This window comes from Streptococcus mitis (genome assembly GCF_001281025.1).
Classification (GTDB): domain Bacteria; phylum Bacillota; class Bacilli; order Lactobacillales; family Streptococcaceae; genus Streptococcus; species Streptococcus mitis_AK.
Genome location: NZ_CP012646.1, coordinates 698,281 through 713,848 on the forward strand (window position 1 = coordinate 698,281; position 15,568 = coordinate 713,848).

Below are 15,568 nucleotides of genomic sequence, written 5' to 3' on the forward strand. Positions count from 1 at the left end.
TCTAGCTAGTCTAAATTTTTTAAGATAAAGGTCAAAGATAGTCAATATCAGTAATCATAACTAAGTAAATAAAAAGAGGTAAAGAATATGAACAACAACTTTAATAATTTTAACAACATGGATGATTTATTTAACCAATTGATGGGTGGTATGCGAGGATATAGTTCTGAAAATCGCCGTTACTTGATTAATGGACGTGAAGTCACACCTGAGGAATTTGCTCACTATCGTGCAACTGGTCAATTGCCAGGAAATGCAGAAACTGATGGACAAATGAAACAACAGTCTTCAGGTATGAAACAAGATGGTGTCCTTGCTAAACTGGGTCGAAACTTGACTGCAGAAGCGCGTGAGGGCAAGTTGGATCCTGTCATCGGACGAAACAAGGAAATTCAAGAAACATCTGAAATTCTTTCTCGTCGCACCAAGAACAATCCTGTTTTAGTTGGAGACGCAGGTGTTGGTAAAACTGCAGTAGTAGAAGGATTGGCCCAAGCTATCGTGAACGGTGACGTTCCAGCTGCCATTAAGAATAAAGAAATTATTTCCATTGATATCTCAGGTCTTGAGGCTGGTACTCAATACCGCGGTAGCTTTGAAGAAAACGTTCAAAACTTAGTCAATGAAGTAAAAGAAGCAGGGAATATCATCCTCTTCTTTGATGAAATTCACCAAATTCTTGGTGCTGGTAGCACAGGTGATGGTCAAGGATCTAAAGGTCTTGCTGATATCTTGAAACCAGCTCTTTCTCGTGGAGAATTGACAGTGATTGGCGCAACAACTCAAGACGAATACCGTAATACTATCTTGAAAAATGCAGCCCTTGCTCGTCGTTTCAACGAAGTCAAGGTCAATGCTCCTTCAGCAGAGGATACTTTTAAAATCCTTCAAGGAATTCGTGATCTCTATCAACAACACCACAATGTTATTTTGCCAGATGAAGTCTTAAAAGCAGCAGTGGATTATTCTGTTCAGTATATTCCTCAACGTAGTTTGCCAGATAAGGCTATCGACCTTGTCGATGTTACGGCGGCTCACTTGGCAGCTCAGCATCCAGTAACAGATGTTCATGCTGTTGAACGTGAAATTGAGGCAGAAAAAGACAAGCAAGAAAAAGCAGTTGAGGCAGAAGATTTTGAAGCAGCTCTAAACTATAAAACACGCATTGCAGAATTGGAAAAGAAAATCGAAAACCATACAGAAGATATGAAAGTGACTGCAAGTGTCAACGATGTGGCTGAATCTGTAGAACGTATGACGGGTATTCCAGTATCTCAAATGGGGGCTACGGACATCGAACGTTTGAAAGATATGGGTCATCGTTTGCAGACGAAAGTTATTGGTCAAGATAAGGCCGTTGAAGCAGTAGCAAAAGCTATCCGTCGTAACCGTGCTGGTTTTGATGAAGGTAACCGTCCAATCGGTAGCTTCCTCTTTGTAGGTCCTACTGGTGTTGGTAAGACTGAGTTGGCTAAACAATTGGCTCTTGATATGTTCGGAACGAAAGATGCTATCATCCGTTTGGACATGTCAGAATACAGCGACCGCACAGCCGTATCTAAATTGATTGGTACAACTGCAGGTTATGTTGGTTACGATGACAACAACAATACCTTGACAGAACGCGTCCGTCGCAATCCATACTCAATCGTCCTTCTCGACGAAATTGAAAAGGCTGACCCTCAAGTCATCACCCTTCTCCTTCAAGTTTTGGACGATGGTCGTTTGACAGATGGTCAAGGTAACACTGTCAACTTCAAGAATACGGTGATTATCGCAACTTCAAACGCAGGCTTTGGTTACGAAGCTAACTTGACAGAAGATGCGGACAAACCAGAATTGATGGACCGTTTGAAACCATTCTTCCGTCCAGAGTTCCTCAACCGCTTTAACGCAGTCATTGAGTTCTCACACTTGACTAAGGAAGACCTTTCTAAAATTGTGGACTTGATGCTGGCTGAAGTCAACCAAACCTTGGCTAAGAAAGACATTGATTTAGCAGTTAGTCAAGCGGCTAAAGACTATATCACAGAAGAAGGCTACGATGAAGTCATGGGTGTTCGTCCACTCCGTCGTGTGGTTGAACAACAAATCCGTGACAAAGTCACAGACTTCCACTTGGATCACCTAGATGCCAAACACCTAGAAGCAGATATGGAAGACGGTGGTTTGGTTATTCGTGAGAAAGCTTAAGACAGAATTTTGAGCATAAAAAAGAAGGAACCAGCTGAAAAAAACTGGTTCCTTTTTTTGTGTTTAGATGACATGGCGTTCAAAGGCATCATCTGAAATCCCTTGTTCTAGGATGAGTTTTGCCCATTCTTTAGCAGAAAAGAGGCTGTGGTCCTTATAGTTTCCGCAAGATTCGATGGTTGTACCAGGGACGTCTTCCCAAGTAGTAGTTTCAGCGATTTCCTTGAGCGAATCCTTGATAACAGCTGCGATTTCAGCACTAGTGTGACGTCCCCACATAATCATGTGGAAGCCTGTGCGGCAACCAAATGGTGAACAGTCAATCATACCGTCAATTCGGGTACGGATGAGTTTGGCTAAGAGGTGCTCGATAGTGTGAAGGCCAGCGGTAGGGATAGAGTCTTCGTTTGGTTGTACCAAGCGAATATCATAATTGGAGATAACGTCTCCCTTTGGTCCTGTTTCTTCCCCAATCAAGCGAACATAGGGTGCTTTAACAATGGTGTGGTCAAGTTCAAAACTTTCAACAATAACTTCTTTTGACATGGTAAATCCTTTCAGTTTTCTTCTTTCATTATAACACAAAGCTGGCTCCTGATATAGAGAGAAAACCTCTCCAAGAGTGGAGAGGTTGAAATCTTTATTTACGATACAAGCGGTCGTATTGGTAGTAAGGGTCAAAGGTTACGTTGATACCCAATTTGCGAAGGACATTCTTGTCTTCATCAGTCAAGATGATGGTTGAGTGGGCTTCGCTTCCTTTGAGGTTACCAAGCTCTTCCATAGCACGAGCAGCATCAGGATTTTCTGTAGCTGTGATAGCAAGTGCAATCAGGATTTCATTTGAATGAAGGCGTGGATTGCGGCTACCGAGATGATCGATTTTAAGACCTTGGATTGGCTTAACCACTTCAGGTTCGATTAGTTTTACTTCTTTCACAATGTCAGCTGATTTCTTGATGGCGTTAATCAAGGCAGCTGCTGTAGGGCCAAAGAGTTCTGAGTTCTTACCTGTGACGATTTCCCCATTTGGCAATTCAAGGGCTAGGGCTGGTCCGCCAGTTTCTTCTGCTTTTTGACGTGCAGCAACAGCAACCTTGCGGTCTGCAGGTGTGATACCGAGGTCGTTCATGAGTAACTCGATTTTCTTGACAGCTGCTTCACCAACTTTTTCGGCTTTAAAATCAAGAACAGTTTGATAGTAACGGCGGATGATTTCTTGTTTAGAAGCTTCGACAGCAGCTTCATCATCTGTAATAGCGAAACCAACCATGTTGACACCCATATCTGTCGGAGAAGCGTATGGAGATTTACCAAGGATACGTTCTAACATGCGCTTGAGCACTGGGAAAATCTCGATATCACGGTTGTAGTTGACAGTGGTCTCTCCGTAGGTTTGGAGATGGAAGGGGTCGATCATGTTGACATCATCAAGGTCTGCTGTGGCAGCCTCGTAGGCCAAGTTAACTGGATGATGAAGGGGAAGATTCCAAACTGGGAAGGTTTCAAATTTCGCGTAGCCAGACTTGATACCATTGATTTGGTCGTGGTACATATTGGACATACAGGTTGCCAATTTTCCAGAACCAGGTCCAGGAGCGGTTACGACAATCAGGTTTCGACTGGTTTTGATGTAGTCATTTTTCCCCATGCCTTCTGGAGAAATGATATGATCCATATCCGTCGGATATCCTTTGATTGGATAGTGAAGATAAGAATCAATTCCGTTTTTCTCAAGTTGGTTGCGGAAGGTATCTGCAGCTGGTTGGCCAGCGTACTGTGTGATGACAACAGAGCCAACAAAAATTCCCAATTCATTGAATTTGTCAATCAAACGAAGAACTTCTTGGTCATAAGAAATGCCCAAGTCACCACGTGCTTTGGAATGCTCGATATTGCTAGCATTAATAGCAATCACAACCTCAACTTGCTCTTTCAATTCTTGTAAGAGCTTGATTTTGTTGTCAGGCTCATAACCAGGAAGGACACGAGCGGCGTGGAAATCTTCTAACATTTTGCCACCAAACTCTAAGTAGAGCTTGCCGTCAAATTGGTTAATGCGCTCCAAAATGTGGTCGCGCTGTAGATTCAAATATTGTTCAGAACTAAAAGCTTGTTTTTTCATTTTTTTACCTCTGACCTCTATTATAATAAAAAATTGGAAGTTAGGAAACTATGGAGTTAAAAAAGGAATCAAAAAGATTAGGCAAACGCTTGCACAAAACTCTGAAAAGCGCTATCATAGACTATAGATTATTAAAATAATGAGGTAAGAAGATGCAAGAAAAATGGTGGCACAACGCCGTAGTCTATCAAGTTTATCCTAAGAGCTTTATGGATAGCAACGGAGATGGAATTGGCGATTTGCCAGGTATTACCAGTAAGTTAGACTATCTAGCTAAGTTAGGAATTACAGCGATTTGGCTTTCTCCAGTTTATGACAGTCCTATGGATGATAATGGCTATGATATTGCTGATTATCAAGCGATTGCGGCTATTTTCGGGACCATGGAGGATATGGACCAACTGATCGCGGAAGCTAAGAAACGTGATATTCGTATCATCATGGACTTAGTGGTCAATCATACTTCAGATGAGCATGCTTGGTTTGTCGAGGCCTGTGAAAATCCTGACAGCCCTGAACGTGACTACTATATTTGGCGAGATGAACCCAACGACCTAGATTCTATCTTTAGTGGATCTGCTTGGGAATACGATGAAAAGTCGGGTCAGTACTATCTCCACTTTTTCAGTAAGAAACAGCCAGATCTCAACTGGGAAAATGAAAAACTTCGTCAGAAAATTTATGAGATGATGAACTTTTGGATTGATAAAGGGATTGGCGGTTTCCGCATGGATGTCATTGACATGATTGGGAAAATTCCTGACGAGAAAGTAGTCAATAATGGTCCTATGCTCCACCCTTATCTCAAGGAAATGAATCAAGCGACCTTTGGAGATAAGAATCTCTTGACAGTAGGGGAGACTTGGGGAGCAACGCCTGAGATTGCTAAGTTCTACTCAGATCCAAAGGGACAAGAATTGTCTATGGTCTTCCAGTTTGAACATATCGGTCTTCAGTATCAGGAAGGGCAACCTAAATGGCACTATCAAAAAGAGCTGAATATCGCTAAGTTAAAAGAGATTTTCAACAAATGGCAGACAGAGTTAGGAGTTGAGGACGGTTGGAATTCCCTCTTCTGGAACAATCATGACCTCCCTCGTATTGTCTCAATCTGGGGAAATGACCAAGAATACCGCGAAAAATCTGCCAAAGCCTTTGCAATCTTACTTCATCTCATGAGAGGAACTCCTTATATCTACCAAGGTGAGGAGATTGGGATGACCAACTATCCCTTTGAAACACTGGATCAAGTAGAAGATATTGAGTCCCTCAATTATGCGCGTGAGGCTCTTGAAAAAGGCGTTCCGATGGAAGAAATCATGGACAGTATCCGTGTCATTGGACGTGACAATGCCCGTACCCCTATGCAATGGGATGAAAGCAAAAACGCTGGTTTCTCAACAGGTCAACCTTGGTTGGCAGTGAATCCAAACTATCAAGCAATCAACGTTCAAGAAGCACTGGCAAATCCAGATTCTATTTTCTATACTTATCAGAAACTGGTTCAAATCCGTAAGGACAATAGCTGGCTGATTCGAGCTGACTTTGAACTCTTGGAAACAACTGACAAGGTCTTTGCATATATCCGTAAAGATGGAGACCGTCGTTTTCTAGTTGTGGCTAACTTGTCCAATGAAGAGCAAGACTTGACCGTAGAAGGAAAAGTCAAATCTGTTTTGATTGAAAACACCGCGGTTCAGGAAGCCTTTGAAAGACAAATCTTGGCTCCATGGGATGCTTTCTGTGTGGAAATGACTGACTAAAAAGTGAGAACCTCAAGCTTATAGAGTTTGAGGTTTTGCTAAAAGTTTTTTAGAGAATTCTTTTAAATAGATTTTTTAGAATTTTCTAAAAAATCTGTCAAAAGCTCTTGCTTTTATAATAAAATAGGGTATAATAGTGAAAATACTATTTTGAAGGAGATTATTTATGCAATCGAAAAAGTGGCTCTTAGGAGCGGGAGTGACCTTGAGTGCGGCCCTTCTTTTGGCAGCTTGTGGTAAAAGTGATAAGAAAGCAGATGCCCCGAGGAGCTTTTCTTATGTTTATGCAGTGGATCCGTCTTCCTTGGATTATAGCGTTACGAGTAAAAGTTCTACTTCTGACGTGATTGGTAATGTTGTTGATGGTCTTTTAGAGAATGATAAATATGGGAATCTTGTTCCGTCTTTAGCAGAGGATTGGACTGTTTCAACCGATGGTTTGACTTACACTTACAAACTTCGTAAGGGGGTGAAGTGGTATACTTCTGAAGGAGAGGAGTATGCAGAAGTTAAGGCGCAGGATTTTGTTACAGGTCTGAAGCATGCAGCAGATGCTAAGTCAGATGGTCTTTCTTTGATTGAAAAATCAATCAAAGGTTTGGAGGCTTATGTTAGTGGTGAGACCAATGATTTTTCAACTGTAGGTGTTAAAGCTCTTGATGATTATACGGTAGAATATACCCTTAATAAACCAGAAAGTTTTTGGAACTCTAAAGTAACAACAGCAACCATGCTCCCTGTAAATGAAGAATTTTTGAATGCAACAGGCAAGGATTACGGAGCGCCAACCCCATCAAGTATTCTTTACAATGGTCCATATTTTTTGAAATCTTTGATTTCTAAATCTGTGATTGAATATGAAAAAAATCCTAACTATTGGGATAAGGAAAATGTCAAGATTGATAATGTAAAATTAACATTCTATGACGGATCAGATCAAGAATCCCTTATCCGTAGTTTCGCTACAGGAGCATATAATACAGCGAGACTTTTCCCAAATAGTTCAAGTTTTGCTTCTACCAAAGAGAAATATGGAGATCAGATTATTTATAGCCCTCAGGAAGCAACTAGTTATTACTTTACTTTTAACGTAAATCGTCAATCATATAATAAAACAGCCAAGACAGATGAAGGACAAAAGCTTTCTACAAAAGAAGCCATGCTGAATAAAAATTTCCGTCAAGCAATTAATTTTGCCTTCAATCGCCACGCCTATACAGCTCAATTAAACGGTGAAGAGGGTGCGGATAAGATTATTCGTAATAGTCTAGTGCCAGATAATTACGTTCAAGTAGCTGGGAAGACCTTCGGACAGTTGGCTCAGGATGAACTACTGAAATATGGAGAACAGTGGAAAGATGTGACTCTCACAGATGGTAAGGATACAATTTACAATCCAACAAAGGCCAAGTCTGCATTTGAAAAAGCGAAGTCAGAATTGCAAGCTAAGGGAGTGAGTTTCCCGATTCATCTAGATGTGCCAGTAGAACAGACAGATGTAGTTGCGGTGCAACAAACCAATTCGCTAAAACAATCAATTGAAGAAACGCTTGGAACGGAGAATGTGATTATAGATGTTCTTCAAATGACAGATAATGAGAAGGAAAGTATTACTTCTCAAGCTAAAGTTCCAACCCAAAAAGATTATGATTTGAACGGAACAGGTTGGGGACCAGATTACCAAGATCCAGCAACCTATCTCAATATTTTAGATGCTAAGAAGGGTTCTGCCTTGAAACATCTAGGTATAACAAAGGGCAAGGATCCTGAAGTTGTGGCAAAAGTTGGCTTGGATGAATACAAGAAGCTCTTGGATGATGCGGCTTCTGAGACAAGTAATCTTGATAAACGATACGAAAAGTATGCTAAAGCACAGGCTTGGGTTACTGATAGTTCACTTCTTATTCCAGTTGCTTCTTCAGGGGGCTCTCCTATGGTTAGTCGTACTGTTCCATTTACCAAAGCTTATTCACAGGTCGGTATTAAGGGGGATCCATTTATTTTTAAAGGAATGGAACTTCAAAATGATATTGTGACAACTAAAGAGTATGATGCGGCCTTCAAAAAGTGGCAAAAGGAAAAACTGGAATCGAATGCTCAGTATCAAAAGGATTTAGAAAAGCACATAAAATAACGTGAATGAGATTCTTGCTTTCGTTAGGTTATCAGTTAATTCATTGATATTTAAATGATAAATCGCATAAAAACAAGGGAGGACTGTATGAAAGACAGAAATCCTTTGTTTTTTTATGACTAAAGTTTATAAACTTTCATTCTAGAAATTCAATTAACTTTACAAATTCCCACTATTTTGGTAAAATAAACCTATGTTATAAAAACTAACATAAAGGAGAAAGAAGATGACTACAAAAAAGCGTATCCTTAGTGCAGGTCTGACTGTTGCAGCTGCCTTGCTGTTAACTGCTTGCGGACAATCAGGTTCAGATACAAAAACTTACTCATCAACCTTTAGTGGAAACCCAACTACATTTAACTACTTATTAGACTACTACGCTGATAATACAGCTATTATTACTAACCTAGTTGATGGTTTGCTTGAAAATGACAACCATGGGAACCTAGTTCCATCTTTGGCAGAAGACTGGTCTGTTTCGAGCGACGGTCTGACTTATACCTATAAATTGAGAAAAGATGCCAAATGGTTCACGGCTGATGGTGAAGAATATGCCCCAGTCAAGGCACAAGATTTTGTGACAGGTATCAAGTATGCAGTGGACAATAAATCCCAGGCCATTGACTTGATTCAAAACTCGATTAAGGGCTTGAATGATTATATTACAGGAGCGGATTCTGATTTCTCTAAGGTTGGGGTGAAGGCCATTGACGACCAGACTGTTGAGTATACTTTGGCACGCCCAGAACCTTACTGGAACTCAAAAACAACGAATAGTATTCTTTTCCCGGTAAATGAAGAGTTTTTAAATTCAAAAGGGAAAGATTTTGGTACCCTATCTCCAGATAGCATTCTCTACAGCGGACCTTATTTGTTAAAAGATTTCACATCAAAATCATCTATCGAGTATGTGAAGAATCCGCATTACTATGATCATGACAAAGTATCGATTGAACACGTGAAATTGGCCTATTTTGATGGTTCAGACCAAGAATTGACCATCCGTAACTTTGAAAGTGGAGCTTATTCTATCGCTGGGGTTTATCCGAATAGTTCTAACTTTGCTAAGACCAAGGAGAAATATAAGGATAATATCGTCTATAGCTTGCAGGACAAGACTTCTTGGTATTTCAATTTCAACGTCAACCGTAAGGCCTACAATCACACTGCTAAAACGACAGATGAACAGAAGAAGTCAACTGAGACAACTGTCTTGAACAAAAACTTCCGCCAAGCAGTGAACTTTGCCTTGGACCGCACAGCCTATTCTGCTCAGTCAAATGGGGAAGAAGCAGCTAGCAAGACCCTTCGTAACACCCTAGTGCCTCCTACATTTGTCCAAGTTGGAGACAAGACTTTTGGAGAAGTAGTTGCTTCTAAATTGGTCAACTATGGCACAGAATGGTCATATATTAACTTGGCAGATGCTCAGGATGCCTATTTCAACAAAGAAAAAGCCCAAGCAAAATTTGCGGAAGCTAAAAAAGAATTGGCAAGTCAAGGTGTGACTTTCCCTATTCACTTGGATGTGGCTGTTGATCAGACAAGTAAAAATGCTGTGACAGGAATGAACTCAGTTAAGCAGACCCTTGAGTCAGTTTTGGGTACTGATAACATTGTCATTGATGTTCAACAACTTTCAACGGATGATTTTAATAATGTAGCCTTTTTAGCGCCAACACCAGCTGATCGTGACTATGATTTGAACTTTGATGGTTGGGTAGGTGACTACCAAGATCCGTCAACTTATCTTAATCCTTTCAATGCAGAGGATGGATTCTACCTCAAGATTTTTGGTTTAGATGCTCAAGAAGATAAAGCTAAGATTGCTAGCTTGGGGCTTGATACTTACACCAAGATGCTCAAAGATGCAGATAGTGAAAATAAAGATGTAGCCAAACGCTATGAAAAATATGCTGAAGCACAGGCTTGGATGATTGACAATTCTCTGATTATGTCAGCCATGTCAAGTGGTGGAACAGCTTCTGTAACCAAAGTAACGCCATTTACAAGAGGCTATTCACTGGTCGGCATCAAGGGTGATGGCAATAACTACAAGTACATGAAACTGCAAAAAGATACTGTGACAACTAAACAGTATGAAGAAGCCAAGACCAAATGGGAGCAAGAAAGTAAAAAAGCAATCGAAAAAGCTCAAAAAGAAGCAGAAAATCATGTCAAATAGATGAGCGAGGTTCCGTAAGGGACCTTATTTTGATGTTTATATAGTAAATTTATTGATGTAATTGGTTGCAAGTCAAAAAGAATGTTTCGGAAAGAAGATTAAAATGCCTTACCTAAGCGGATTTACCCCGCAAGTGTATTTTTTTATGATATAATAAAATGAAATAAAAATTGATAATAGAGGTATATCGTGAGTAGATCTTCGAAGCGAGCTCGTAAGGGTAAAACAAAAATATTGATTAGTTGGGGGTTGCTAGCTATCTATGCATTACTAGCAGTCTTTTTATTGTTTTTGATTTTCAAGTACAATATGCTAGCCTTCCGATATCTCAATATAGTGGTTGCTGTCTTAATTGTAGCCTTAGCCATCTTGTGCTTCTTTTTAATTCGGTCCAAGAAAGCTAAAAATCTAACGCTGATTTTATTACTGCTTGGTGTGTTAATCAATGGAACTTCTCTCTTTGCTGTAGGGCAGTTCATTGGATTTACCAGTCGCCTGAATGCGACATCGAACTACTCACATTATTCGATGAGTATTGCGGTATTAGCAGATAGTTCAATTGATAATATCAGTCAGGTAACCAGTGTAACGGGGCCGACTGGGACGGATAAGGATAATATCCAACAGTTGATGAATGATCTTAAGGCTAGTCAAAATAAGGAATTGACAGTCGAAGAAAGCAGATCCTATCTTGCGGCCTATAAGAGCTTGTTAGCTGGCGATACAAAGGCAATCATTCTAAACAGTGTCTTTGAAAACATTATCGAATCAGAATATCCTGACTATGCTTCAAAAATTAAGAAAATCTATACCAAAGAATTAACCAAGACGGTTGAAACTCCAAAAGATGTCAAGGGTGACAGTTTCAATGTTTATATCAGTGGAATTGATACTTACGGTCCAATCAGTTCGGTTTCTCGTTCGGATGTCAATATCATTATGACAGTGAATCGCGAAACGAAAAAGATTCTTTTGACAACGACTCCTCGTGATTCCTATGTTCCAATTGCAGATGGTGGTAACAACCAAAAAGATAAGTTGACCCATGCGGGGATTTATGGAGTAGATGCTTCCATTCATACACTGGAAAATCTCTACGGTATTGACTTGAACTATTACGCTCGTTTGAATTTCACTTCTTTCTTGAAATTGATAGATCTTCTCGGTGGAGTTGATGTTCATAATGATCAAGAATTTACTGCTCATACAAATGGGAAGTTCTATCCTGTAGGGAATGTTCATCTTGACTCGGAGCAAGCTCTTAGCTTTGTACGTGAGCGTTATTCATTGGCAGATGGAGACCGAGATCGTGGTCGTAACCAGCAAAAAGTCATTGTTGCAATTCTGCAAAAGTTAACTTCGACAGAAGCTTTGAAAAATTATGACAGTATTATAAAGGGTCTACAAGATTCCGTGCAAACTAATATGCCACTTGAAACCATGATGAACATGGCCAATGCCCAACTTGAGAGTGGTGGAACTTATAAGATTAATTCGCAAGATCTTAAAGGAACAGGGCGTATGGATTTGCCATCCTATGCCATGCCTGATAGCAACCTTTACATGATGGAGATAAGTGATAGCAGTTTAGAGTCAGTCAAGGCTGCAATCAATGATGTGATGGAAGGAAAATAAGACAAAATGATTGATATTCATTCGCATATCGTATTTGGTGTGGATGATGGTTTAAAATCTAAGCAAGAAAGCAAGGTTCTTTTGACAGAAGCCTATGGACAAGAAGTACGGACTTGAGATGTAAAACATACAATTGTAACATCGATTAAAGTTATCCATCTTGTACAATTGCTACAACAGTTTGTTAAAAAATAAAAGGAGGGGGTTATGTACGATTATCTTGTCGTTGGTGCTGGTCTTTTTGGTGCAGTATTTGCCCATGAAGCAGCCCTAAAAGGAAAAAAAGTGAAAGTCATTGAAAAACGGAATCATATCGCGGGTAATATCTATACTCGTGAACAGGAAGGAATTCAAGTTCACCAGTATGGTGCTCATATTTTCCATACTTCTGATAAGGAGATTTGGGATTATGTAAATCAGTTTGCAGAGTTTAACCGTTACACAAACTCTCCAGTTGCAAATTATAAGGGAGAGATTTATAATCTTCCTTTTAATATGAATACCTTCAATAAACTTTGGGGAGTTGTAACGCCAGCAGAAGCACAGGCTAAGATTGATGAGCAACGTGCTGTTTTAAATGGCAAAACTCCTGAAAATTTGGAAGAACAGGCTATTTCTCTTGTAGGTACAGACATCTACGAAAAATTAATCAAAGATTATACAGAAAAACAGTGGGGCAAGCCAACTACGGAACTTCCAGCCTTTATCATTCGCCGTTTGCCAGTACGTCTGACCTACGATAACAACTATTTTAATGATACCTATCAAGGGATTCCAATTGGTGGTTACACTCAAATAGTTGAAAAAATGTTGGATCATGAAAATATTGATGTAGAAATAAATGTTGATTTCTTTGCGAATAAAGAGCAATATCTAAAAGAGTTTCCTAAGATTGTCTTTACGGGTATGATTGATGAATTCTTTGACTATAAGTTGGGTGAACTAGAGTATCGTAGTCTTCGTTTTGAAAATGAGACCTTGGATATGGAGAATTACCAAGGAAATGCAGTTGTGAACTATACGGATGCAGAGACTCCATATACACGTATTATTGAACACAAACATTTTGAGTTTGGCAATCAAGAAAAGACTATCATTACTAAAGAACATTCTAAAACATGGGAAAAAGGTGATGAGCCTTATTATCCAGTAAATAATGATCGTAATAATCATTTGTATAAATCATATAAAAAACTGGCTGATGAGCAAGGGAATGTTATCTTTGGTGGTCGTTTAGGACATTATCGTTATTACGATATGCACCAAGTAATTGGAGCAGCTTTACAGTGTGTAAGAAATGAGTTAGATTAAACACCTAGAACTGTTAACCAGCTACTTTTTAGAAATATGATCGATAATTCCTTGACTACCTAATGTAGTTGAGGGATTTTTTTGATAATATTCATATTATTGCAAAGTTGTTGTTTAAAAAATAATTTTCTAAAATTCAGAAAATTCTATTGACAGGACTTTAAATATAGTCTATAATGGATAGAAAAACAAAGGAGAATACTATGAAAACAAGAAAAGTATTGGCTCTTGCGGGAGTAACTTTATTAGCAACAGGTGTTTTAGCTGCTTGCTCTGGCTCAGGGTCTAGTGCAAAAGGTGAGAAAACTTTTTCTTATGTTTACGAAACAGATCCAGATAACCTGAACTACTTGACAACTGGTAAGGCAGCAACTGCTGACATTACTAGTAATGTGATTGATGGATTGCTTGAAAATGACCGCTATGGTAACTTTGTGCCATCTATGGCTGAGGATTGGTCTGTATCTAAGGACGGCTTGACTTACACTTATACAATCCGTAAAGATGCCAAGTGGTACACATCTGAAGGAGAAGAGTATGCGCCTGTGAAAGCTCAAGACTTTGTAACAGGACTTAAGTATGCGACAGATAAGAAATCAGAAGCCCTTTACTTGGTACAGGATTCAATTAAAGGTTTGGATGCATACGCTAAAGGGGAAACTAAAGATTTCTCTCAAGTTGGGATTAAAGCGATTGACGATCAAACAGTTCAATACACTTTGAACAAACCTGAAAGTTTTTGGAATTCTAAAACAACAATGGGTGTCTTAGCACCAGTTAATGAAGAGTTTTTAAACTCTAAAGGAGATGATTTTGGGAAAGCAACAGATCCAAGCAGTATCCTTTATAACGGACCTTTCTTGTTGAAATCATTGGTCGCTAAATCTTCAGTAGAATTTGAAAAGAATCCAAACTACTGGGATAAGGACAATGTTCACATTGATAAGGTAAAACTTTCATTCTGGGATGGTCAAGATACAGGAAAACTTGCAGAAAACTTCAAAGATGGAAGCTTTACAATGGCTCGTCTCTTCCCGACAAGCGCAAGTTATCCTGAACTTGAAAAAGAGTTTAAAGACAACATCGTTTATACACCACAAGATTCTACTACTTATTTAGTAGGTACTAATATTGATCGCCAGTCTTATAAGTACACTTCTAAGACTACAGATGAACAAAAGACTTCAACCAAGAAAGCTCTTCTAAACAAAGATTTCCGTCAAGCCCTTGCCTTTGGTTTTGATAGAAAAGCCTATGCTTCTCAAGTGAATGGTGCGAATGGGGCAACTAAACTGCTTCGTAACTTGTTTGTTCCTCCTACATTTGTACAGGCAGATGGAAAGAACTTTGGCGAAATGGTCAAAGACAAATTGGTGACTTATGGTGACGAATGGAGCAACGTGAACTTGGATGATGCTCAGGATGGACTCTACAATCCTGAAAAAGCGAAAGCAGAGTTTGCTAAAGCTAAGACAGCTCTCCAAGCAGAAGGCGTTCAATTCCCAATCCACTTGGATATGCCAGTTGACCAAACCAATACAACAAAAGTTCAACGTGTCCAATCTTTTAAACAATCACTTGAAGAAACATTAGGAACTGACAATGTCGTCATTGATATCCAACAACTTCAAAAAGATGAAGTTCTCAATGTTACCTACTTTGCTGAAACGGCTGCTGGACAAGATTGGGATGTCTCAGATAACGTTGGATGGGGACCAGACTACATTGACCCATCTACCTACCTTGATATTCTCAAACCATCTGTAGGGGAAAGTACAAAGACTTACCTAGGATTTGACTCTGGAACAAACAACGCTGCGGCTAAGCAAGTTGGTTTGGAAGACTACGAAAAAATGGTTGTGGAAGCTGGTGCAGAAGTGAATGACATTTCAAAACGTTATGAAAAATATGCTGCTGCCCAAGCTTGGTTGACCGACAGTGCTTTGATTATCCCAACAACTTCTAAAACTGGTCGTCCAATGTTGTCTAAGATGGTACCATTTACACTTCCGTTTGCATACTCTGGTAACAAGGGTACGACCGAAGCTACCTTGTATAAATACCTTGATGTACAAGATAAACCAGTGACAGTTGATGAGTATCAAAAAGCGCAAGATAAATGGATGAAAGAAAAAGCAGAATCCAATAAAAAAGCGCAAGAAGAACTTGCAAAACATGTGAAATAAGATAAAAAGAAGTTAGTTGTTCGCTAACTTCTTTTG

General features: G+C 39.5%; 9 protein-coding genes and 1 pseudogene. 8 read left to right on the forward strand and 2 right to left on the reverse strand.

Annotated features, from left to right (window positions below; all coding sequences use genetic code 11):
- The first annotated feature begins 87 nt into the window (after window positions 1-87).
- On the forward strand, window positions 88-2,193 hold the full coding sequence (locus RN80_RS03605) for an ATP-dependent Clp protease ATP-binding subunit (RefSeq protein WP_060627555.1): 2,106 nt from the start codon (window positions 88-90) through the stop codon (window positions 2,191-2,193).
- 63 nt (window positions 2,194-2,256) lie between these two features.
- Here the strand turns inward: RN80_RS03605 and RN80_RS03610 are convergent, their stop codons facing one another.
- Both RN80_RS03610 and RN80_RS03615 read right to left on the reverse strand, forming a co-directional pair.
- Entirely contained in the window at window positions 2,257-2,739 is a 483-nt protein-coding gene (locus tag RN80_RS03610; protein WP_000032562.1) for an S-ribosylhomocysteine lyase, read from the reverse strand.
- A gap of 94 nt (window positions 2,740-2,833) precedes the next feature.
- Window positions 2,834-4,318, reverse strand: coding sequence for a DUF1846 domain-containing protein (locus tag RN80_RS03615; RefSeq protein ID WP_060627557.1), 1,485 nt, complete (start codon window positions 4,316-4,318; stop codon window positions 2,834-2,836).
- Window positions 4,319-4,470: 152 nt separating this feature from the next.
- Between RN80_RS03615 and RN80_RS03620 the strand changes: the two genes are divergently transcribed.
- From RN80_RS03620 to RN80_RS03645, 7 genes and pseudogenes are all read left to right on the forward strand, one after another.
- Window positions 4,471-6,081, forward strand: a complete 1,611-nt coding sequence (locus RN80_RS03620) for a glycoside hydrolase family 13 protein (protein WP_060627559.1) — start codon at window positions 4,471-4,473, stop codon at window positions 6,079-6,081.
- Between the two features lie 166 nt (window positions 6,082-6,247).
- On the forward strand, window positions 6,248-8,215 hold the full coding sequence (locus tag RN80_RS03625; protein ID WP_049544886.1) for a peptide ABC transporter substrate-binding protein: 1,968 nt from the start codon (window positions 6,248-6,250) through the stop codon (window positions 8,213-8,215).
- A 226-nt stretch (window positions 8,216-8,441) separates the two neighbouring features.
- Entirely contained in the window at window positions 8,442-10,400 is a 1,959-nt protein-coding gene (locus RN80_RS03630) for a peptide ABC transporter substrate-binding protein (RefSeq protein ID WP_060627561.1), read from the forward strand.
- Between the two features lie 189 nt (window positions 10,401-10,589).
- Window positions 10,590-12,035 (forward strand): LCP family glycopolymer transferase CpsA, encoded by a 1,446-nt coding sequence (gene cpsA, locus RN80_RS03635; protein ID WP_049544888.1) that lies wholly within the window; start codon window positions 10,590-10,592, stop codon window positions 12,033-12,035.
- Between the two features lie 6 nt (window positions 12,036-12,041).
- Window positions 12,042-12,149 (forward strand): annotated as a pseudogene (locus RN80_RS09650) (CpsB/CapC family capsule biosynthesis tyrosine phosphatase); the annotation flags it as partial.
- A gap of 93 nt (window positions 12,150-12,242) precedes the next feature.
- Window positions 12,243-13,346, forward strand: coding sequence for a UDP-galactopyranose mutase (glf, locus tag RN80_RS03640; RefSeq protein WP_060627563.1), 1,104 nt, complete (start codon window positions 12,243-12,245; stop codon window positions 13,344-13,346).
- A 203-nt stretch (window positions 13,347-13,549) separates the two neighbouring features.
- Window positions 13,550-15,532: a peptide ABC transporter substrate-binding protein gene (locus tag RN80_RS03645; protein ID WP_060627565.1), complete on the forward strand. Its 1,983-nt coding sequence runs from the start codon at window positions 13,550-13,552 to the stop codon at window positions 15,530-15,532.
- The last annotated feature ends 36 nt before the right edge of the window (window positions 15,533-15,568 follow it).